Genomic DNA, 20,469 nt, shown 5'->3' with positions numbered 1-20,469 from the left:
ACCTTTGCAGTACTTGCAGACTACTTCGCTGATATGGGTGATGCGATCCACCATCAGCATGTTCGGGGCGGGCAGTTGCGCGTTACCTGGGCCGAACAGCTCACCGCGACTGCAGCGCAGCAGGTCTTCCCGAGTAAAGGCGTTTTGTTTGGTCATGCGAGCTCCTCAATAATCCCATGCGGCAGGTGGGGCAGATCTTCCCGACCGTTCAAAGCGTTCATGCCTCGAACCGGCAGCCTACTCATAGACTATTGCGTTGTGGTGAAAGTCACAGCACCAAGGACATGAATGTACACTTGTGCACTGAAATTTTTAATCAAGCCCCTTTTGGGGCTCGTTCGGGTGCCTAAGACTGCCGCACTTTCGCTTTTCACGCCAGTCGCAGATGGTCGAAAGGCCCACACTACGACACCCAGCGCTGCAAAATCTGCTGCAGGTCATTGCGTTTGAACGGCTTGGCCAGGTAATCGTTCATACCCGCTGCCAGACAGGTTTCGCGATCGCCCTGCAAGGCATTGGCGGTGAGCGCAATGATCGGCACATCGCGGCGTCCGGGCAGCTCGCGAATCTGCCGCGTGGCCTCGTAGCCGTCGATGATCGGCAGCCGGCAATCCATCAGAATTACTTCGAATTCACCGCCCTGGGCACTGCGCACCGCTTGCGCACCATCGGTCGCCACACTCACGGCAAAACCGAGGCTGCGCAGCATCGCTTCAATCACGGTCTGGTTGACCGGATTGTCTTCGACCAGCAACACATGCCGTCCTTCGCCCTGGCCACTGCCGTTCAGCGCACGCGGCGCGACCAGCGGTGGCATTGCCTGCTTATATAGCGCCAGTGGAATTTCCAGCGTAAATACCGAGCCGCGACCTTCTTCGCTCTGCGCGCGCAACGTGCCGCCCATGCGTTCGGCCAGCGTCCGCGCGATCGGCAGACCCAGACCGGTGCCACCATAGCGGCGGGAGATCGAGCTGTCGGCCTGCTGGAAGGCATTGAACATCAGCTCCAGACTTTGCGAGGAAATGCCGATACCGCTGTCCCGCACCGAGCAGGTGAACCACAGCAGTTCATGATCCAGCGACTGCCATTGCGCCTCGATGCTGACCCGGCCCTGCTCAGTGAACTTCAAGGCATTGCCAACCAGATTGACCAGAATCTGCCGGATCCGCGTCGGATCACCTTGGACCTGCAAACCGCGCATGTCGTCGGGGATGCGCAGACTCAGCGCCAGGCCACGCTGCGCCGCGCTGTGCTGGAACGACTGCGCGCAGGCGCCGATCAGCTCGGCGAGGTTGAACGGAATGTGCTCAAGCTCCAGCTCCGAACGCTCGATCCGCGAAAAGTCGAGAATGTCATTGATGACCTTGAGCAAGTGCTCGGTCGACTCTGAAGCGAGTGCTGCATATTCGATCTGCTCATCGGTCATCTCGGTGGTTTCGAGTAACTGCAGCATGCCCAGGACGCCGTTCATGGGCGTGCGCAGTTCATGACTCATCATCGCCAGGAAATCCGATTTGGCGTTGTTGGCTTTTTCTGCCTCTTCGCGGGTCTGGATCAGTTGCGCCATCGCCTGTTGCTGTTCGCGACTGGCCTGTTCGAGCGCGTGGGCGAGGTTGTTGATGTGCTGCGACAGCGCGCCCAGTTCGGTGTCATCGACAATCGGCAGCGGCGTCTTGTAGTCGCCTTCCTGAATGGCCTTGACCGCGTCGCCGATGTCGCGGATCGGTTGAGACAGACTGCCGGCCAGGCGCCGCGCCACGACGAACGTGAAGAGCAGAGCAAACAGCGCGAGGATTGCGGCCTTGAACAGGATTTCCTGCTGGCGCTGACTGAAAGCGTCATTGGACAACCCGACGATCACCCGTCCCAGATAATCCTCGCCCGCGGCGCCGTTGCTGACTTTGCCGTCCTGGAAAAAATCATTGTGCAAGGCGATACGCTGCAAACGCACCGGCGCCTGGAACACTTCGACCTGATGCGGGCGGCTGTGGCTATCGGCCGGTTGTTCGACGTACACCAGAATCCGGTTGGCGCTGTCCTGCACTTCGAGAAAGCGCACATTGGGGGTGGCCAGTGTCGCCTTGAGCAGGCTTTCCAGCACTTCGTTGTTGCCGGAAATCACCCCGTATTCCGTGGCGGGGGCGAGTTGGTTGGCGATCAACTGACCGGTGTGGTTCAGCTCCTGACGCAAATCCTGGATACGCACGAAGGTAAAGAAACTGATCAACAGCAGTGTCAGCAACAGCGCCGGCCCGAGGCTGATCAGTTGTGTGCGGGTGTTGATGTCCCAACGGCGACGGAAATTCATGGGCGGCGCTCTCCTTCGGCCAAGGCAGTGGCGACAGATGCTTCATTCAGCGGTTCGATGCCCAGTGAACGAGCCACCTGCGCATTACTTGAAACCTTGAAACGCGCGGGATAAAGCGTTCGCGGCCATGCGCTGGTCGGCTGGTCGAGCAAATGGTCGAGGATCGCCAGCCAGTCACTCTGGTCGCTGTAGGTGCTGGCGAGGCTGCCCGCGCGAACGAACGCAATGGTCGGGCCGATCAGCGCAACCTGCCGCGCGTAGCTGCTGAGCAAGAGGTTTTTCGCCGTTTGCGAGTTGTACAGATCGGGATCGTCGAGGCCGAGCAATACGTCGCTGTTTTTCAGCACAGCGTGTAACGGACGGCTGTCGTGAGTGTTGTCCCAGCGCTGGCTGACAATCTCCAGATTCAAGGGCCGCGCAGCCACGCGTAATTCGTTGAGGAGGAATTCGCCGTGCTCATCGAACAGGACGCCGACGCGCCGGGCCTGCGGCAAGATTCGCCGGATCAATTGCAATTGCCGGCCCAGCGGCGGATCGCTCCAGAGCAGACTCAAGCGCGCCGGCTGGGCATCGGCGAAACGCTGGCGCGCCTGCAAGCGGCTGATGCGCAGCACCAGCGTCGAGGGGCCTTGCGAGTCCTGCAAGCGCCAGTCGAGACTCGGCAGATCGAGCAGGATCAGGCGCAGGCTGGTCGGCAGTTTGCCAGGTGCGGGCAGGCTGGCCAGCGGCTGGAAGCGCACGTTGTCGGTCGGGCGCAATTCACTCAATGCTTGAACAAAAGCCTGCACGCCGGGGCTTTCCTCGGCGCCGGTCAACAGAATATCGGCCGCCTGCACCGCGACGCCGTGCAGCCACGCGGTCAAAAACAGGCAGAGCCCGGCCAGCCAGTGGCCAAGGGTTGGCGTCTTCCGTGACGGGCCGTTGCGCATCCTAGAACTCCAGCTCGGCACTGAAATACATCACTCGGCGTTCGTCGTAATTGTTGTCGACGAAGGTGTTCGGCTGATGGTCGAGGCGCTGTTGCAGCACGCCTGCCAATTGCAACTGAGCTTTGCCGATGGGGATGCGTTTGGCGATGCGCGTGTCGACGCGTTCGAAGCGATAGCCATTGAGCGCGTTGTCGCCGTAATAGAAGAGGGCGCTGTTCCAGCCATGCCCCCAGTTGCGCAGCCATCCGGCCGAGCCGCTGTTGCGTGAGGTGAATTGCTGATCCAGCGGATTGCTCGCCTCGGCATCGACGAAGGCATAAGTGAAGCGCAAACGGTCGGCGCTGCTGAGGCGCCAGTCAAGTTGCGTTTCAGTGCCGCGAAAGCGCGAGCGGTTGGCGTTGCTGGCGATGTATTGGTTGTTGCGCAGCGGCTCGCTGATCATTCCGGTGATTTCGTCGTAGAACAGCTTTACGTCCACCGCCAGACCGAGTTCGGCGAAGTAGCCGTTGTAGCCCAACTCGCGCGAACGCATGTGCTCCTGATCGAGATCGCCGGGGCCACGGGTCTTGACGAAATAACGCGCCGACGACTGGCCGTAGGCCGAGGGCCGCAGGTTGCTGACTTGATAGCTCCAGTTGACGTTGTTCTCGAACATGTCCGGCGAGCGGATCGCCTCCGAGTACACCGCACGCAGGCCGTGACGCGGGTTGATCAGGTAGTTGACTGCGAAGCGCGGGGTCAGCGAACTGCCGATCAATTGCGTGTCTTCGAACATCGCACCGCCCTGCACCAGCCAGTGCTCGGTAGCGCGCCATTCAAGTTGGCCGAACGCGCGCCAAGTGGTGTCGTCGAGGGTGCCGTTGAAGTAGGTCTGCGAATCGGCGCGGTCGTAACGGTAGTTCAGGCCGCTGACCAGACGCAGGTTGTCGGACAGGCTGAGGGTGTCCTGCAATTCGAGGTCGTAGCGCGACTCGCGGGCGCTCTGGTCGATATCACCGCACAAGGTCTGGCTGGCGCCGTTACGCCATTGCTCGAGCACCTGATTGGCCAGCGCCATTTGCTGTGGCGTGCCGGGCGCCGCGCCGGGCCCGGTGAACTGGTTGATGTTGCGCGCCAGCCGCTCGGTGTAATTCGGGTCGAGCTGCCACAGCTGCGTCAGCTCAGGGCTGAACGACACCTCGGCATCGCAGGCGCGCCAGACTTGCTGGCGATCCCAGTGCTGTGCCGAGCCTTGTACATAAAGGCTGTGTTCGGGGTTGATATCGAGATTCCAGCGCACCGAACCGGCGTAATCCTTGGCTACCACGTCGGAATTGTTCCCTGCGTCGGTAATCCCCGAGAATACTGGGCGGTAGGTGTAAGGCCGCTGATTGCTGCCGTCCTTGGCGTTAAGCTGCCAGTCGAGACTCTGCCCTTCGTCGAGGTTGTGGCTGACTGCCAGACTCAGACGATTCAAGCGCCGACTGTCGCGATAATCGGCGCCGTTGCGGTCGCTGTCGAAACCGTCGTCTTCCTGGCCGGATAGCGACAGGCGCAAATCACCGCCATCCCAACCGGTGCCCTGGCTGGCATAAAAGTCGTTGATGCCACGCTGGCCTCGGGTGATTTTCAAGCGCGTGCCGTGGCTGTCGGCCGGGTGACGAGTGATGATGTTGATCACCGCCATCAGCGCGTTGGCACCGTAACTGACGGTGTTCGGGCCACGGAATACCTCGACCCGGTCGATATCTTCCATGGCCACTGGAATATCGCTCCAGTCCACTGTGGCCAGACCTGCGCGGTACACCGAGCGGCCATCGATCAACACTTGCATGCGTCGTGCTTCGCTGGCGTTGGTGCCGTGGTAATTCACGGCTGGCTGATTGCCGTTGATGTTGCCGACCATCATCCCCGGCACCAGCCGCAACAGTTCGTTGAAGTCGCGAGCACCGCTGGCGCTGATCAATTCACTGTCGAGGACGGTCATGCTCCCGGGCACTTCCGCCGGCGTCTGTTTCAGGCGCGTGGCCGTAAGCACTTGCGGCAACGTCTGGCTGTCGACGAACAGGTCGTCCGCCACCACCAGCGGGCTGAACAGCAGCGCCAGTAGCAGGGGCGAGCGCGGGGGAGAAGAGCCAGAAAGCACGACGCAGCCTGTAGAGAGAGGAGTTGGCGCGCATGTTAACCGAGGGCCGACACTTTTCCAGTGACGTTGCAGGCATTTTCATTGATTTTATTGGTCTTCTTCTTACAACTGACGGTAATTGTTGCTGGGGCTGGCCGCCACCGGGGGGGGCCGTATAATGCCCGCCATCGCCACTGGTATGGATTAACGGATTGCATATGACTGAACAGCGCCCGATTGCGGTCCTGGGAGGCGGAAGTTTTGGTACCGCCGTGGCCAATCTGCTGGCCGAGAACGGCCATCAAGTTCTTCAGTGGATGCGTGACCCCGAGCAGGCCGAGGCCATCCGGGTCAATCGCGAAAACCCGCGTTACCTCAAAGGCATCAAGATTCTGCCAGGCGTGACCGCGGTCACCGACCTGCAAGCGGCCCTCGAGGCCTGCGATCTGTGCTTTGTCGCGCTGCCATCCAGCGCCTTGCGCACGGTGCTCGCCGCCCACGCCGAGCGGTTGAGCGGCAAGATGCTGGTCAGCCTGACCAAAGGCATTGAAGCGCAGACCTTCAAGCTGATGAGCCAGATCCTTGAAGAGATCGCCCCGCAGGCACGGATCGGCGTGTTATCCGGGCCGAATCTGGCTCGGGAAATTGCCGAGCATGCACTGACCGCCACGGTCGTCGCCAGCGAAGACGAAGCACTGTGCAAAGCGGTGCAAGCCGCACTGCACGGTCGCACTTTTCGCGTTTACGCCAGCGCCGACCGTTTCGGTGTCGAGCTGGGCGGGGCGTTGAAAAACGTATACGCGATCATCGCCGGCATGGCCGTAGCGCTGGAGATGGGCGAAAACACCAAGAGCATGCTGATCACTCGCGCCTTGGCCGAGATGACCCGCTTTGCGGTGAATCAAGGTGCCAATCCGATGACCTTCCTGGGCCTGGCCGGCGTTGGCGATCTCATCGTCACGTGCTCATCGCCCAAGAGCCGCAACTATCAGGTCGGTTTTGCCCTCGGCCAGGGCTTGAGCCTCGACGAAGCGGTGTCGCGTCTGGGCGAGGTCGCTGAAGGGGTCAACACGCTGAAAGTACTCAAGGCCAAGTCCCAGGAAGTCGGCGTGTACATGCCGCTGGTCGCCGGGCTGCACGCGATCCTGTTCGAAGGCCGCACGCTGGAGCAGGTGATCGGTCTACTGATGCGGGCCGAGCCGAAAACCGACGTCGACTTTATTTCCACCAGCGGTTTCAACTGATTCAGCTGTTACACGGACAGGAAGCAAGCCATGAACGATCCGAAAAGCGAAACCCAGTACGAATCCATCCTCCTGCGGGTGTTGTGGATGATCGTTTATCTGCTGGTCTGGCAAGTCGCGCAGTTCATCCTCGGCGCGGTGGTGTTGGTGCAACTGATTTACCGTCTGATCTACGGCGCACCGAGCGCCAGCCTGATGAATTTTGGCGACAGCCTGAGCCAGTTTCTTGCGCAGATCGGCCGCTTCGGCACGTTCCACAGTGACCAGAAGCCCTGGCCGTTTGCTGATTGGCCGGCGCCGCGCACCCCGGAAGGTGAGGCGCCACACACCGTCGCCCCGGCCGCGCATCCGGTGCGCGATGAGGAGCCCAAGCTATGAAACTCTGGGTATTGCGTCATGGTGAGGCGGTGCCTCACGGCTCTAAAATCGATTCCGAGCGCGAGCTGACCGAGCATGGCCGTAAAGAAGTTCTCAGCAGCGCCGCGCATCTGATGGGCCAGCCGCTGACAGCGATTTACGCCAGTCCTTATGTGCGCGCGCAGCAAACCGCGCAGATCGTGCGCGAGGCGTTGGGTTTCGAGCCTGAGATCCGCACGGTCGAGTGGTTGACGCCGGAGAGTGATCCGGACAAGGTCGCCGAGCAATTGGTCGCGGTGAGCAATGTGCTGCTGGTCAGCCACAACCCATTGGTGGGTAACCTGCTCAGCTATCTGCAGCATGGCGCCGGACACCCGCCGGAACGGGTAAGCACAGCGGGGCTGGCGGAGCTTGAGCACAGTGAACTGCTGATTGGCTCGATGAAGCTCAATAGCCTGAAACACCCTTAACGCCATATCGCTGTGGGAGCGGGCTTGCTCGCGAATGCGGTGTGTCATTCACAGTTGATGTGTCTGATCCACCGCATTCGCGAGCAAGCCCGCTCCCACATTGGATCTGCGCAAACCTCACGAAATTATTTGTTTGAAATTTCCAACCAAGCACTTGCTTGGTTGACTACGCTTGCTCCAGACCAAAAAAACAGGAGCGAGTCGCATGTCTGCCGCCTTCCGTTTGCCGCTGGACGTGTTCTACGAACGGGAAGCCCGGCACCCGCGCCAGCGCTTTCTGGTGCAGCCGATCGGCGGCGGGCAGGTCGAGGCGCTGAGCTGGGCGGATGTCGGCCATCAGGCACGCTGCGCCGCCCATTGGCTACGGGCGAGGGAGTTGCCGGCCGGCAGCCACATCGCCCTGATCTCGAAAAACTGCGCGCACTGGATCATCGCCGATCTGGCGATCTGGATGGCCGGGCATGTGTCCGTGCCGCTGTATCCCAACCTCACCGCCGAATCCGTGGCGCAAGTGCTGACTCATTCCGAAAGTGCGCTGGCGTTCATCGGCAAACTCGATGACTGGGCGGGCATGTCGCAAGGTGTGCCGGCAGGTCTGCCGACCATCAGCCTGCCGCTGCACCCGCCGGGCGAATTTGATTTCAGTTGGGCGGACCTGCAGCGCTGTTCGCCGATCCAGGACGATCCGCGTCCGGCCGCCGCGCAACTGGCGACGATCATCTACACCTCCGGCACCACTGGCCTGCCCAAAGGCGTGATGCACAGTTTCGCCAATCTCGGCTTCGCCACCAGCCGTGGAACGCAGTTGTTCGGACTCAACGAGAACGATCGGCTGCTGTCGTATCTGCCGCTGTGCCATGTCGCCGAGCGCATGTTTGTCGAGCTGGCGTCGATTTATACCGGGCAGACAGTGTTCTTCGCCGAAAGCCTCGACACCTTCATCACCGACCTGCAGCGCGCGCGGCCGACCGCGATGTTCGGCGTGCCGCGTATCTGGACCAAATTCCAGATGGGCGTGTACAGCAAGATCCCGGCACAGCGCCTGGATTTCCTCCTCGGGCTGCCTTTCATCGGCAAGCGGGTCGGGCACAAAGTGCTGGCCGGGCTTGGACTGGATGCCTTGCGCGTGGCGTTGTCCGGTGCCGCGCCAGTGCCGCAGACCCTGCTTGCCTGGTATCAGAAACTCGGCCTCGATGTGCTGGAGGTGTACGGCATGACCGAGGGCTGCGGCTATTCGCATATCTGCCTGCCGGGGCGATACAAGCAAGGCTGGATTGGCCAGCCGTGCCCGGAAGTCGAGGTGCGCATCGCTGAGACCGGCGAAGTGCAGGTGCGCAGCCAGGCCAACATGCTCGGCTATTTCAAGGAACCGCAGAAGACCGCCGAGACGTTGACCGCAGACGGCTTTCTGCGCACGGGCGACAAGGGCGAGCAGGACAGCGAAGGGCGCCTGCGCCTGACCGGGCGGCTGAAGGAAATCTTCAAGACCAGCAAAGGCAAATATGTCGCGCCGGCGCCGATTGAAAACCGCCTGGCCGTGCATTCGCGCATCGAACAAGTGTGCGTGGTCGGCGATGGCCTGAGTGCACCGCTGGGGTTGTGTGTGCTGTCGATGGTCAATCAGCAGGAGCCACGGGCGAGCCTGCACGCGAGCCTGGAAAAACTTCTGGAAGAGGTCAACGCAGCCCTCGACAAACACGAACGCTTGCGCCGGCTGGTGGTGGTCAAGGACAACTGGGCGGTGGACAACGGCTTCCTCACGCCGACCCTGAAAATCAAGCGCAACGTCATCGAAGACCGCTACGGCGCTCGCTTCGAAGAATGGAGCGCGCGCAGTGAGGCGGTGCTGTGGCAGGATTGAGCGTCGATTACAACAACAAAGGAAGTCTGCGATGAGCTTGTGGCGTACTACTCCCGACATCGAACAGTTGAACGCAATTCAGAAGAACACCATTGGCGAAGTGCTGGATATTCGCTTCGAAGCCTTCGACGAACAGTCGCTGACGGCGAGCATGGTCATCGACCATCGCACCCACCAGCCTTACGGTCTATTGCATGGCGGCGCGTCGGTGGTGCTGGCGGAGACCGTTGGTTCAATGGCCAGTTACCTGTGCATCGATGCGAGCAAATTCTATTGCGTCGGCCTGGAAATCAACGCCAACCACCTGCGCGGCTTGCGTAGCGGGCGGGTGACGGCGGTGGCCAGCCCGATTCATATAGGCCGCACCACGCATGTCTGGGACATCCGCCTGACCAGCGATGAAGGCAAGGCCAGTTGCGTGTCGCGCCTGACCATGGCGGTAGTGCCGCTGGGGGAGCAGCCGCCTGTGCGCTGACCGGTTGCAGATCAAAAATATCGCAGCCTTCGGCAGCTCCACATCAAAATGCGTGTACCTGCCGCAGCTGTCTAAGGTTGCGATCTTTTGCTTGTGAAGCGTCTCCACCACCATTTCTGGCAGTTATGGTCATTGCTGCGGCGCCGGGTCTTGCGGACAATCAACGCCACGTTCCCGCCCAGTGGATTTACCCGAATGTCGCAACCGATCTTTTTCGCCCACGCCAACGGCTTCCCCTCGGGAACCTATGGCAAGTTGTTCGCGGCGCTGGCGCCGGAGTATCGGGTCGCGCATCTGGAGCAGCACGCTCATGACCCGCGTTTTCCGGCGGACGACAATTGGTACAACCTCGTCGATGAACTGATCCATCACCTTGAGCAGCAGGAGCAGCCGGTGTGGGGCGTCGGCCATTCTTTTGGCGGCCTGCTGCATTTGCACGCGGCGTTGCGTTGTCCCGAGTTGTATCGCGGCGTGGTCATGCTCGACTCGCCAGTGCTGACCCGCACCGATCAGTGGGTGATTCGCGCGGCCAAGCGCTTTGGTTTCATCGACCGGCTGACCCCGGCCGGGCGCACCCTCGGGCGCCGTGAGGAATTTGCCGATCTCGACAGCGCGCGCAATTACTTTTCCGGCAAGACCCTGTTTCGCGGCTTCGATCCGGAATGCTTCGATGCCTACCTGCAACATGGTTTGCATCAGGTCGACGACAAGCTGCGCCTGCGTTTCGACCCAGCCACTGAAATCAGCATCTATCGCGGCGTGCCGCACACCAGTCCGGGGCGCACCCGCCAGTTGCAGGTCCCGCTGGCCATGGTGCGCGGGCACAAAAGCCGCGTGGTCATGCGTCATCACACACGTTTCGTCTCGCGGCTGCCGCAAGGCGAGGCGTTGAGCATGCCCGGCGGACACATGTTCCCGCTGGAGCGCCCGCAGGATACGGCGCGGCTGCTCAAGAGCCTGTTCATGCGCTGGGAACAGCGCCAGAACAAGGATTGCGCATGAGCCCGACCTGCGAAGAAGTGCGGCTGAACCTGCCGCACATCGAGTTGGCCGCGCATCTTTTTGGCCCCGAGGACGGCTTGCCGGTGATCGCGTTGCACGGCTGGCTCGACAACGCCAACAGCTTTGCCCGGCTTGCACCCAAGCTCAACGGCTTGCGCATTGTTGCCCTGGACATGGCCGGCCACGGTCATTCCGGGCATCGGCCGAACGGCGCCGGTTATGCCCTCTGGGACTACGCTCATGACGTGCTGCAAGTCGCCGAACAACTTGGCTGGAAACGTTTCGGCCTGCTCGGACATTCGATGGGCGCGATCGTCTCCATGGTGCTGGCCGGTTCGCTGCCCGAGCGCATCAGTCATCTGGCGCTCATCGATGGAGTAATTCCTCCGACAGACAAAGGCGAAAACGCTGCCGAGCGCATGGGCATGGCTCTGCAGGCGCAGCTGGATCTGCGGGAAAAGCGCAAACCGGTTTACAGCACCCTCGACCGTGCCATCGAAGCACGGATGAAGGGGCTGGTGGCAGTCAGTCGCGAGGCCGCTGAACTGTTGGGCCAGCGCGGTTTGATGCCGGTGCCCGGCGGTTATACCTGGCGTACCGACAATCGCCTGACCTTGCCATCGCCGCTGCGCCTGACTGAAGAGCAGGCGATGGCGTTTGCCTCGCGCGTCAGTTGCCCGGCCCATCTGGTGGTCGCGGCGGATGGCATGTTGGCCAAACATCCTGCGCTGTTGGAGCGTTTGCCCTTCAGCCAGGAACAGTTGCCGGGCGGGCATCATCTGCACCTGAATGACGAGGCTGGCGCAGGTCTTGTAGCAGACTGTTTCAATCGCTTCTTCGCCATGCCTTGACTTGCTGCGGGCAACTGTCGAGGCTGGGCGGGTTGAAATGGGAGACAAACTCGATGGATTTCTATACCGCTGCGACCCCGACCCGCCCAGCCATGACCGTCCGGTGAGGCTGACTATGCGGTCACTCAGTCTCTTCGCGCTGTGCTGCTTCAGCTCCTTATCGTTTGCTGCCGATGTACCGGGCAGCCATGACCTGCAAATCGTGCCGCGTCTGGCCGATGCGCAAATCGTCGACTATCGCCCGGTCGCCGAGCTGGAACGCATCTATCCGCTGGGCGCGATCCGCAAGATCAGCGGCCAATTGCGTTTCGACGGGCAGGTCACCGCCCGCGGCCAGACCACCTCGGTGACCTATGAGTTGCCGCCGGAACATTCCGCCACCGAAGCCTTCACCGCCGCCCGCGAAGCCTTGCAAAAGCAGGACGCCGAATTGCTGTTCTGGTGTCAGGCCCGTGACTGCGGCGAAAGCAGCCTGTGGGCCAACGAGGTGTTCGGCAACGCCAAGTTGTACGGTTCCGATGATCAGCAGGCCTATCTGTTGCTCAGGCTGGCCACGCCAAAGGACAACACTCTGGTGGCGCTTTACAGCATCACTCGCGGTAATCGCAAAGCCTATCTGCATGTCGAGCAATTCGAGGCGACTGCGCCATTGGGCGAGTTACTCCCGACCTCGGCGACCCTGCTGCGCCAGTTGAAAAGCACCGGCGAGCTGGATTTCCCGAAACTGGCGGATGAGCCGGATGCCACCTGGCTGCGTCTGATTTCCCGTGGCCTTAATCTCGACACTACCTTGCGGGTCACGGTTTCCGGGCCCAGGGCCGAAGCCTGGCGCCAGGCGCTGATCAGTCAGGGCGTGCGGGCAGCGCGGATGGAAACGGGCAGTCTCGAAGGCCCGGGCCTGCGCATTGATCTGTTGCGATAAGCTGTGCCGGGCGGGCACGAACACAGTGCTCGCCTACTCTTTCGCTGACTGACTTTGCCGGGACTTTCCATGCTCAATAACGATCGCCTGCTGGTGCAGATTCTGCTGCTGGTGTTGTTTGGTGCCAGCCTGTGGGTAATGGCGCCGTTCTGGTCGGCGCTGTTCTGGGGCGCGGTGCTGGCGTTCGCCAGCTGGCCGCTCATGCGTCTTCTGACCCGCTGGCTCAATGGCCGCGAATCGCTGGCCGCTTTGATCCTGACACTGGGCTGGATGTTGCTGGTGGCGGCGCCATTGGTGTGGTTGGGTCTCAACCTCGCCGATCATGTGCGCGATGCCACGGCCTTCATCAAGGACGTACAAGTCGACGGTTTGCCGGAAGCGCCCACCTGGCTTGGCAGCGTGCCTTTGGTTGGTGAGCGTCTGGTGGCGATGTGGGACAGCATCGATCAGCAGGGCGCGGCGTTGATGGTCTCGATCAAGCCTTATCTGGGGCAGGTCGGTAACTGGTTGCTAGCGCGCAGTGCGCAGATCGGCGGCGGGATTCTAGAACTGACGCTGAGCCTGGTCTTCGTGTTCTTTTTCTACCGTGACGGGCCGCGACTGGCCGCGTTCGTGCACAGTCTGCTGGAGCGCCTGATCGGCGATCGTGCCGGCTATTACATCGAGCTCGTGGCCGGAACTGTTCAACGTGTGGTCAACGGCGTGATCGGTACGGCGGCAGCGCAGGCGTTGCTGGCGTTGATCGGCTTCTTGATTGCCGGGGTGCCGGGGGCGCTGGTGTTGGGAATCGTCACGTTCCTGCTCAGTCTGATTCCGATGGGGCCACCGCTGGTGTGGGTGCCGGCCACGGCCTGGCTGGCGTGGAAGGGCGAGTACGGGATGGCGGTGTTTCTCGGGATCTGGGGGACGTTCATCATCAGCGGCGTCGACAACGTGCTCAAGCCTTATCTGATCAGCCGTGGCGGGAATCTGCCGTTGGTGATTGTGTTGCTTGGGGTGTTTGGCGGGTTGATTGCGTTTGGCTTTATCGGGTTGTTCATTGGGCCGACGTTGTTGGCGGTGGCTTATAGTTTGCTGACGGATTGGAGCAAGAGTCAGGCTCGGGCCTAGCGGCATTGTTTGAGTTGTGCAAGCAGATCCGTTGCTGCGGTTATGGCGGCGATGGCGTCCTGGCGGTCAACCAACTCTGCTACAATGCGCGCCGTTTTCGACCAGCCTGAGAGCCCATTCATGTCCGCCTGCCAGACTCCTATCATCGTCGCCCTGGATTTCCCTACCCGTGACGCCGCATTGAAGCTGGCCGACCAGTTGGACCCGAAGCTGTGCCGGGTCAAAGTGGGCAAGGAACTGTTCACCAGTTGCGCCGCGGAAATCGTCGGCACCCTGCGTGACAAGGGTTTTGAAGTTTTTCTGGATCTGAAATTCCACGACATTCCCAACACCACCGCAATGGCCGTGAAAGCCGCTGCCGAAATGGGCGTGTGGATGGTCAACGTGCACTGCTCCGGTGGCCTGCGCATGATGGCCGCCTGCCGTGAAGAGCTGGACAAGCGCAGTGGTCCGCAACCGTTGCTGATCGGCGTGACCGTGCTGACCAGCATGGAGCGCGCGGACCTGGCGGGTATCGGTCTGGATATCGAGCCGCAGGAACAAGTGCTGCGTCTGGCGGCACTGGCCGAGAAGGCCGGGATGGACGGTCTGGTGTGTTCGGCGCTGGAAGCATCGGCGCTGAAAGCCGCGCACCCGTCGCTGCAACTGGTCACCCCGGGGATTCGCCCGGCGGGCAGCGCGCAGGACGATCAACGCCGCATTCTGACCCCGCGCCAGGCGCTGGATGCCGGTTCCGATTATCTGGTGATCGGCCGCCCGATCAGCCAGGCGGCAGATCCGGCGCAGGCGTTGGCCGCGGTTGTAGCCGAAATCGCCTGAAAGATCGCAGCGTTCCGCAGCTTCTACAGCGTTATGCGAACAGCTGTAGGCGCTGCGGAACGCTGCGATCCTGCCTTAAACCTTCAACACCAACTTGCCAAAGTTCTCGCCGTTGAACAGTTTCATCAGGGTTTCCGGAAACGTCTCCAGCCCTTCGACTACATCTTCCTTGCTTGTAAGCTGCCCATTGGCCATCCAGCCAGCCATCTCCTGCGCGGCGCTGGCGAATTGCGCGGCGTAGTCCATTACCACGAAACCTTCCATGCGTGCACGGTTGACCAGCAGTGACAGGTAGTTGGCCGGACCTTTGACTGCCTCTTTGTTGTTGTACTGGCTGATCGCGCCGCAGATGACCACTCGCGCCTTCATGTTCAAGCGGCTCAGCACCGCGTCGAGAATGTCGCCGCCGACGTTGTCGAAGTACACGTCCACGCCTTTCGGGCATTCGCGCTTGAGGCCGGCGACAACGTCTTCAGCCTTGTAATCGATGGCGCCGTCAAAGCCCAACTCATCGATCAGGAATTTGCACTTGTCGGCGCCACCGGCAATGCCGACGACGCGGCAGCCTTTGATCTTGGCGATCTGCCCGGCGACGCTGCCCACCGCACCTGCCGCGCCGGACAGCACCACGGTGTCACCGGCTTTCGGTGCGCCGACATCGAGCAGGGCGAAATAGGCGGTCATGCCGGTCATGCCCAGTGCAGACAGGTAACGCGGCAATGGTGCGAGTTTCGGGTCGACCTTGTAGAAACCGCGCGGCTCGCCGAGGAAATAATCCTGCACACCGAGGGCACCGTTGACGTAATCGCCCACGGCAAACCCGGGATTGTTCGAGGCGATGACTTTCCCCACGCCCAGTGCGCGCATGACTTCACCGATCCCGACCGGCGGGATGTAGGACTTGCCTTCGTTCATCCAGCCACGCATGGCCGGATCGAGGGACAAGTATTCGTTCTTCACCAGAATCTGTCCCGACTGTGGTTCGCCGACCGGTACTTCCTGGTAAGTGAAGGTCTCGCGGGTTGCGGCGCCTACCGGGCGTTTGGCGAGCAGGAACTGGCGATTGGTCTGGTTGGTCATGACAGGCACTCGAACGGAATGAAGCCTTGTTGATAGCCCTTCAGGGCCGATGCCGCAAGGTTGGCTGATGCGGCGAATGCAGCTCGATCCAGTGCAGTGATGGTCGTTGGTGGGGTTACATCACCGCCATGCATGGACAAGTAAACAGCGATTGGATAGTGCTGACACGCTGCCACCGCAGCTGGCTATGCTGCAACGCCAATATCCCCCCAGCTTGTTTGCCTTCGAGGACACACCCATGAGCATGACGTTTTCCGGTCAGGTGGCTGTAATCACGGGAGCCGCACACGGCATCGGCCGTGCAACTGCCCTCGCGTTTGCCGCTGAAGGCCTGAAAGTGCTAGTGGCTGACCTGGATGCTGCAGGTGGCGAAGGCACAGTGGCGCTGATTCGTACAGCTGGAGGCGAAGCGTCCTTCGTACGCTGTGACGTAACGCTGGAAAGCGATGTAAAAAATCTGATGGACGAGGTGATCAATACCTACGGTCGTCTTGACTATGCCTTCAACAACGCCGGGATTGAAATCGAGAAGGGCAAACTCGCCGACGGTTCGCTGGACGAATTCGACGCGATCATGGGCGTCAACGTCAAAGGCGTCTGGCTGTGCATGAAGTATCAGCTGCCGTTGCTGCTGGCACAGGGCGGTGGAGCGATCGTCAATACGGCATCGGTAGCCGGGTTGGGCGCGGCACCGAAAATGAGTATCTACGCGGCGTCGAAACACGCGGTGATCGGCCTGACCAAATCGGCGGCGATCGAATACGCGAAGAAGAAAATCCGCGTCAACGCGGTGTGCCCGGCGGTGATCGATACGGACATGTTTCGCCGTGCCTATGAAGCCGATCCGAAGAAGGGCGAATTCGCCAACGCCATGCACCCGGTCGGGCGCATCGGCAAGGTCGAAGAAATCGCCAGTGCCGTGTTGTATCTGTGCAGCGACGGTGCAGCATTTACCACGGGACATTCGCTGGCGGTGGATGGCGGCGTGACCGCGTTCTGACCGTTGCTGTTATACAAAGAACCGCCTGCGTGCGGTTTTTTTGTGCCTCGCTGTTTGTCCCCGTGAAGACCGTTCAACAATGTGTATCAAATAGTTAGAACTGGTGCATTTGGCGGCGTTGTCGCACAGCCTCGGGGGCGCGGCTGTGATTTACTGCTGCCAGCAAAACGGACAGGAGTTTGCGAGCTCATGGAACTGAGAATTGACCGACAGGCAATGGTGCCGGTCGTGCAGCAGATTGTCGACGGAATGACTGACTGGATCGTACAAAGCGGTATCCCTCCGGCCACGCGATTGCCCTCCGTTCGGCAAATCGCACGGGGTAATCTGCTCAGCCAGTCGTGCGTCGTCGAAGCCTGCGAACGCCTGGTTTCGCAAGGTGTGTTGACTTCACGTCAGGGGGCCGGATTCATCGTCGCGGCCTCGCCGACGTTGCTCGAAGCAGACTCGGAATCGCCAGTATTCGAGGGGCGCCATGCATGGCGTGATGAGGTGAGCGACTCAAGGGGGCGCTTGATTTTGGGGCAGGGTGGCTTGCCGCCGAGCTGGCGTGAGCCCGACGACCTGACTTACGCGTTACGCGAGGTGGCGCGCACCGACATGGCCAGTCTGTTCAACTACAGCTCGCCGCTGGGCCTGCCAGCGTTGCGCGAGCAAATTGCCAAGCGCCTCAAGCTGATGAGTATCGATGCCTGCAGTACCCGCCTCATGAGCACCAGTGGTGCCAGTCATGCGCTGGATCTGATCGTGCGCACCTTGTTCAGGGCGGGCGATTGCGTGGTGGTGGAAACGCCCGGATATGCACCGTTGTTTGACCTGTTGCGCCTGCACGGCGTACGCATGCTCGAAGTGCGGCGCACACCGAGCGGGCCGGACATCGACATGCTCGAATCGCTGCTGCGTCAGTTTCGTCCAAGCGCCTTGTTCATCGGCAGCCATCACCACAATCCCACTGGCAGTTGTCTCACGCCCGCCGTGGCCCAGCGCATCGTGCAGTTGAGCAAGACTTACGAGCTGCGCGTGATCGAAGATGATGTCTACGCTGATTTGCACACCGGCAGCGGCACGCGGCTGGCGGCGCTGGACCATGAGGGCCGGGTCATCTACGTAGGCAGTTTTTCCAAGACACTGAGCAGTTCGTTGCGGGTCGGTTTCGTCCTGGCTGACAGCCAACTGCTGACACGTCTGGCCGAGGTCAAGATGGTCACCGGCCTCGGCTGTTCCAGATTGGCCGAGGCGGTGCTGGCCAGGCTGATGGCGACTGGCGCGTACCGCAAACTGGTGCAGCGTCAGCGCCAACGCTTGAATGCTGATCGCGCGGCGGCCTTGCAGGCTCTGGAAGATGCCGAGTGGGAAGTGTTCGGCAAGCCGGTTGGCGGGCTGTTCATCTGGGCGCGCGCCCGGTTGGGCGATCAGGCATCGGTACGCAGGCAGGCGCAGCGTTGCGGGCTGGAGTTGTCGGCAGCGGATGCATTCAGTCCCAGCGGTGAGTCCGGTGACTGGCAGCGCATCAATGTGGCCTGTGCCTGTGACCCACGTGCCCGGCAGTTTTTTCGCAATACGTGCGTGGATCGACCTTCAGCATTCTGAAAACGACGCGGGCGTAGCTTTTTGCCATTATTCCGATGCCTGAGACTTGTGCTGGTTCGAGCCCGTTGCGAATCTCCATCCACAGACTTTGGCAGGGGGCTAGGCGCAATGATTTCGGCCGTGCAGGGACGTTTTGCCAACCTCGGTATGGCGAAAAAACTGGGTATCGGATTTGTGCTGGTCTTGTTGCTGACTGCATTGGTTGCGGCGATCGGCGTCTGGTCCCTGCAAGCCATCAGTCTGCGTTTCGAGGGTTTGAAGCAGATGTCCGCGCTCAACAGCGGCCTGCTGAAGGTGCGCCTGCTCGAGCAAGAATACGCCCTGCGCGGCAACCCGAAAACAGCCGATGCCTTGCGTAAAGGCGTTGATGAACTGGTCGTGCTCGCCGGGCAGCTCAAGGCGCAAGCGCCGGCCAATGGGCCGGTGATGAGCGATGTCGAGCAAGCGCTGGGCGCATATCGCAAGGCGTTCGATCAGTTCGTCTCGCTGAGCCAGGCCAAGGATCTCGCCCTGGAAATGGCGAGTTGGTCGGTGTCCAGCGTGGCCAATAACCTCGACGTGTTGCAGGCCGGGCTCGCGGATGATGGCGCCTATACGTTGAAAGACACCGAGGGCAAGGACGGCGTCCAGTTCATCGAGCAGGCGAATCAGGTCAGTCAGGTCGCGCGGCTTATGCTGCAGGCGATGAACGAAGCGCGGGTGCGCCTGGATCAGAGCCGCAAGGGAGATGCCGACAATGCCGGTCAGGGCAACATCGAGCAGGCCGCACAGGCACAGGAGCAGGCCGAAGCGCTTAAAACCACGGTCAAGGACGAGGGCTATCTGACCGTGCTCAATGAAGTGTCGGGGCACATCGCCGGGTTCAACGAAAAACTCGCCGAATACACCGGCCTGCTGGCTCAGGAAAAAACCGTCTACGACCAACTGCATGAGCGTGCCGCGCAGGTAGTGGATCGAGTGAATCAGGCTTACGTCGCCGAAGACGCTTCGATGCAGGCCGAGCTGAAAAAGAATTCGCTGTTGATCATTGGCTCTTCGGCGCTGGCGCTGTTGGTCGGATTACTCGCCGCATGGGTGATCACGCGCCTGATCGTGGCGCCGTTGCGCAGCGTGATTCGTGTGGCGCAGCAGATTGCCGCGGGTGATCTGACGGCGAAGGTCGAGGTGACGCGCCGCGATGAAATGGGTCAGTTGATGCTGGCGATGCAGCAAATGGCTGTCGGCCTTGGCACGATTGTCAGTGGCTTGCAGGCCGGGATCGAGCGCTTGGCCGGTTCCGCGCAATCTTTGTCGGCGGTGACCGAGCAGACCAACCTGGAGGTCAACAGTCAGAAGGAAGAAACCGAGCAGGTCGCCACCGCGATGAACCAGATGACCGCCACCGTGCATGATGTTGCGCGCAATGCCGAAGAGGCGGCGCTGGCGGCGCAGACGGCGGATGACAAGGTCGAGAGCGGTCAGCAGGTGGTACGCCAGAGCATGGCGCGGATCGAGCAGTTGGCGGATTCGGCGACCTCGGCCAGTTCCAGCATCGAGAGCCTCAGCGCCGAGATTCAGAATATCGGCACGGTGCTGGAAGTGATCAAGAGCGTGGCCGAGCAGACCAATCTGTTGGCGCTGAACGCGGCAATCGAAGCGGCGCGGGCCGGGGAGCAGGGGAGGGGATTTGCGGTGGTGGCCGATGAGGTGCGTGCGCTGGCGCGGCGTACCCAGCAATCGACCGAGGAGATCGAGCGTCTGGTCAGCGCCTTGCGGGCGGCGGCGCAGTCGTCGGTGCAGCAGATCCGCAGCAGTGGCGAACTGGTAAAACTGGCGGTCAGCGATGCGTTGCAGACCGAGAGTGCGCTGGGGAGCATTGCGGCGGCGGTGTCGTTGATTCAGCAGATGAATCAGCAGATTGCGGCGGCGGCCGAGCAACAGAGTTCGGTGGCGGAGGAGATCAATCGCAGTGTGACGCAGATTCGCGCGAGTGCGGATCATTCTTCGCTGGCGATGCGCGGGAATGCGGCTTCGAGTGTTGAGCTGGCGCAGTTGGGCGGGGAGTTGCGCTCGATGGTTGGGCATTTTCGGCTTTGAGCCTTGGCGGCCTTGGCCGACCAGGCTCTTGGGGTTTGGATGAATATCCGTTTCGTCGGGGGCTGCTGCTGGCGGTCCGCTCTTACAGCGGGTCACTTTTTCAAACGCCGGAATGCCGGCCCAGCAAAAAGTAACCAACAGGCTGCGCCCTGACGTTCGGCCCGCTCGCTGGGGCTCGGGGTTCCTTCGCTCCGGGACTGATCCGGGCGCAGCGGCTCCGGTTTGCTTCGCTGCATCTCCTTGCGCTGTGTACGACTGCGTCGTACGGTCG

17 protein-coding genes and 2 pseudogenes are annotated in these 20,469 nt (G+C 61.2%); 14 read left to right on the top strand and 5 right to left on the bottom strand.

Annotation, left to right across the window (positions count from 1 at the left end):
- From ACIGDJ_RS24810 to ACIGDJ_RS24795, 4 genes and pseudogenes are all read right to left on the bottom strand, one after another.
- A pseudogene (locus ACIGDJ_RS24810) lies at positions 1-156 on the bottom strand (beta-hydroxydecanoyl-ACP dehydratase); the annotation flags it as partial.
- A 247-nt stretch (positions 157-403) separates the two neighbouring features.
- Positions 404-2,308: an ATP-binding protein gene (locus ACIGDJ_RS24805; RefSeq protein ID WP_397479747.1), complete on the bottom strand. Its 1,905-nt coding sequence runs from the start codon at positions 2,306-2,308 to the stop codon at positions 404-406.
- Positions 2,305-3,237 (bottom strand): ABC transporter substrate-binding protein, encoded by a 933-nt coding sequence (locus tag ACIGDJ_RS24800; protein ID WP_101156110.1) that lies wholly within the window; start codon positions 3,235-3,237, stop codon positions 2,305-2,307. The genes ACIGDJ_RS24805 and ACIGDJ_RS24800 overlap by 4 nt, the downstream gene beginning before the upstream one ends.
- 1 nt (position 3,238) lies before the next feature.
- Positions 3,239-5,362, bottom strand: coding sequence for a TonB-dependent receptor plug domain-containing protein (locus ACIGDJ_RS24795; RefSeq protein WP_397479746.1), 2,124 nt, complete (start codon positions 5,360-5,362; stop codon positions 3,239-3,241).
- A 197-nt stretch (positions 5,363-5,559) separates the two neighbouring features.
- Here ACIGDJ_RS24795 and ACIGDJ_RS24790 point away from each other — a divergent pair, with 197 nt between their 5' ends.
- The 10 genes from ACIGDJ_RS24790 (at position 5,560) to pyrF (ending at position 14,452) form a co-directional block, all read left to right on the top strand.
- Entirely contained in the window at positions 5,560-6,585 is a 1,026-nt protein-coding gene (locus ACIGDJ_RS24790; protein ID WP_101156114.1) for an NAD(P)H-dependent glycerol-3-phosphate dehydrogenase, read from the top strand.
- Positions 6,586-6,615: 30 nt separating this feature from the next.
- Positions 6,616-6,963, top strand: a complete 348-nt coding sequence (locus ACIGDJ_RS24785; protein WP_016773653.1) for a DUF4389 domain-containing protein — start codon at positions 6,616-6,618, stop codon at positions 6,961-6,963.
- Positions 6,960-7,412: a phosphohistidine phosphatase SixA gene (gene sixA / locus ACIGDJ_RS24780; protein ID WP_101156116.1), complete on the top strand. Its 453-nt coding sequence runs from the start codon at positions 6,960-6,962 to the stop codon at positions 7,410-7,412. The genes ACIGDJ_RS24785 and sixA overlap by 4 nt, the downstream gene beginning before the upstream one ends.
- Positions 7,413-7,617: 205 nt before the next feature.
- A complete protein-coding gene (locus ACIGDJ_RS24775; RefSeq protein ID WP_397479745.1) occupies positions 7,618-9,273 on the top strand; it encodes an AMP-binding protein in 1,656 nt (551 codons plus the stop codon).
- A 31-nt stretch (positions 9,274-9,304) separates the two neighbouring features.
- On the top strand, positions 9,305-9,748 hold the full coding sequence (locus ACIGDJ_RS24770; RefSeq protein WP_101156119.1) for a hotdog fold thioesterase: 444 nt from the start codon (positions 9,305-9,307) through the stop codon (positions 9,746-9,748).
- Between the two features lie 195 nt (positions 9,749-9,943).
- A complete protein-coding gene (locus ACIGDJ_RS24765) occupies positions 9,944-10,750 on the top strand; it encodes an alpha/beta fold hydrolase (RefSeq protein WP_101156121.1) in 807 nt (268 codons plus the stop codon).
- The gene (locus ACIGDJ_RS24760) at positions 10,747-11,601 is read left to right on the top strand and encodes an alpha/beta fold hydrolase (protein ID WP_397479744.1); all 855 of its coding nucleotides are present in this window, start codon (positions 10,747-10,749) and stop codon (positions 11,599-11,601) included. The genes ACIGDJ_RS24765 and ACIGDJ_RS24760 overlap by 4 nt, the downstream gene beginning before the upstream one ends.
- Before the next feature lie 115 nt (positions 11,602-11,716).
- Positions 11,717-12,523: a DUF4892 domain-containing protein gene (locus ACIGDJ_RS24755; RefSeq protein ID WP_397479743.1), complete on the top strand. Its 807-nt coding sequence runs from the start codon at positions 11,717-11,719 to the stop codon at positions 12,521-12,523.
- 69 nt (positions 12,524-12,592) lie between these two features.
- Positions 12,593-13,633, top strand: coding sequence for an AI-2E family transporter (locus ACIGDJ_RS24750; RefSeq protein WP_101156127.1), 1,041 nt, complete (start codon positions 12,593-12,595; stop codon positions 13,631-13,633).
- Positions 13,634-13,753: 120 nt separating this feature from the next.
- On the top strand, positions 13,754-14,452 hold the full coding sequence (gene pyrF, locus ACIGDJ_RS24745) for an orotidine-5'-phosphate decarboxylase (RefSeq protein ID WP_178081139.1): 699 nt from the start codon (positions 13,754-13,756) through the stop codon (positions 14,450-14,452).
- A 75-nt stretch (positions 14,453-14,527) separates the two neighbouring features.
- Here the strand turns inward: pyrF and ACIGDJ_RS24740 are convergent, their stop codons facing one another.
- Positions 14,528-15,532: an NADP-dependent oxidoreductase gene (locus ACIGDJ_RS24740; RefSeq protein WP_101156131.1), complete on the bottom strand. Its 1,005-nt coding sequence runs from the start codon at positions 15,530-15,532 to the stop codon at positions 14,528-14,530.
- A 238-nt stretch (positions 15,533-15,770) separates the two neighbouring features.
- Between ACIGDJ_RS24740 and ACIGDJ_RS24735 the strand changes: the two genes are divergently transcribed.
- The 4 genes and pseudogenes from ACIGDJ_RS24735 to ACIGDJ_RS24720 all read left to right on the top strand — a co-directional run bounded on the left by ACIGDJ_RS24735 (position 15,771) and on the right by ACIGDJ_RS24720 (position 20,198).
- Positions 15,771-16,532 (top strand): SDR family oxidoreductase, encoded by a 762-nt coding sequence (locus tag ACIGDJ_RS24735; RefSeq protein WP_397479742.1) that lies wholly within the window; start codon positions 15,771-15,773, stop codon positions 16,530-16,532.
- A 189-nt stretch (positions 16,533-16,721) separates the two neighbouring features.
- Positions 16,722-18,122, top strand: a complete 1,401-nt coding sequence (locus tag ACIGDJ_RS24730; RefSeq protein ID WP_397479741.1) for a PLP-dependent aminotransferase family protein — start codon at positions 16,722-16,724, stop codon at positions 18,120-18,122.
- Between the two features lie 108 nt (positions 18,123-18,230).
- Positions 18,231-19,334: pseudogene (locus tag ACIGDJ_RS24725) on the top strand (HAMP domain-containing protein); the annotation flags it as partial.
- Positions 19,317-20,198 (top strand): methyl-accepting chemotaxis protein, encoded by an 882-nt coding sequence (locus ACIGDJ_RS24720; RefSeq protein ID WP_397479760.1) that lies wholly within the window; start codon positions 19,317-19,319, stop codon positions 20,196-20,198. The pseudogene ACIGDJ_RS24725 and the gene ACIGDJ_RS24720, both read left to right, overlap by 18 nt.
- Positions 20,199-20,469 lie beyond the last annotated feature (271 nt).

Origin of the sequence: Pseudomonas sp. NPDC079367, assembly GCF_044542195.1 — a bacterium.
GTDB lineage: Bacteria > Pseudomonadota > Gammaproteobacteria > Pseudomonadales > Pseudomonadaceae > Aquipseudomonas.
This window is presented reverse-complemented; position numbering and strand designations above follow the sequence as displayed.

Bases quoted from the DNA above. Each gene is read 5' to 3' on its own strand.
- ACIGDJ_RS24800 (WP_101156110.1), bottom strand. From the start codon at position 3,237: ATGCGCAACGGCCCGTCACGGAAGACGCCAACCCTTGGCCACTGGCTG.
- ACIGDJ_RS24760 (WP_397479744.1), top strand. From the start codon at position 10,747: ATGAGCCCGACCTGCGAAGAAGTGCGGCTGAACCTGCCGCACATCGAG.
- ACIGDJ_RS24785 (WP_016773653.1), top strand. From the start codon at position 6,616: ATGAACGATCCGAAAAGCGAAACCCAGTACGAATCCATCCTCCTGCGG.
- ACIGDJ_RS24770 (WP_101156119.1), top strand. From the start codon at position 9,305: ATGAGCTTGTGGCGTACTACTCCCGACATCGAACAGTTGAACGCAATT.
- ACIGDJ_RS24765 (WP_101156121.1), top strand. From the start codon at position 9,944: ATGTCGCAACCGATCTTTTTCGCCCACGCCAACGGCTTCCCCTCGGGA.
- ACIGDJ_RS24775 (WP_397479745.1), top strand. From the start codon at position 7,618: ATGTCTGCCGCCTTCCGTTTGCCGCTGGACGTGTTCTACGAACGGGAA.
- ACIGDJ_RS24740 (WP_101156131.1), bottom strand. From the start codon at position 15,532: ATGACCAACCAGACCAATCGCCAGTTCCTGCTCGCCAAACGCCCGGTA.
- ACIGDJ_RS24730 (WP_397479741.1), top strand. From the start codon at position 16,722: ATGGAACTGAGAATTGACCGACAGGCAATGGTGCCGGTCGTGCAGCAG.
- ACIGDJ_RS24720 (WP_397479760.1), top strand. From the start codon at position 19,317: ATGCTGGCGATGCAGCAAATGGCTGTCGGCCTTGGCACGATTGTCAGT.
- ACIGDJ_RS24805 (WP_397479747.1), bottom strand. From the start codon at position 2,308: ATGAATTTCCGTCGCCGTTGGGACATCAACACCCGCACACAACTGATC.
- ACIGDJ_RS24750 (WP_101156127.1), top strand. From the start codon at position 12,593: ATGCTCAATAACGATCGCCTGCTGGTGCAGATTCTGCTGCTGGTGTTG.
- ACIGDJ_RS24790 (WP_101156114.1), top strand. From the start codon at position 5,560: ATGACTGAACAGCGCCCGATTGCGGTCCTGGGAGGCGGAAGTTTTGGT.
- ACIGDJ_RS24735 (WP_397479742.1), top strand. From the start codon at position 15,771: ATGAGCATGACGTTTTCCGGTCAGGTGGCTGTAATCACGGGAGCCGCA.
- pyrF (WP_178081139.1), top strand. From the start codon at position 13,754: ATGTCCGCCTGCCAGACTCCTATCATCGTCGCCCTGGATTTCCCTACC.
- sixA (WP_101156116.1), top strand. From the start codon at position 6,960: ATGAAACTCTGGGTATTGCGTCATGGTGAGGCGGTGCCTCACGGCTCT.
- ACIGDJ_RS24755 (WP_397479743.1), top strand. From the start codon at position 11,717: ATGCGGTCACTCAGTCTCTTCGCGCTGTGCTGCTTCAGCTCCTTATCG.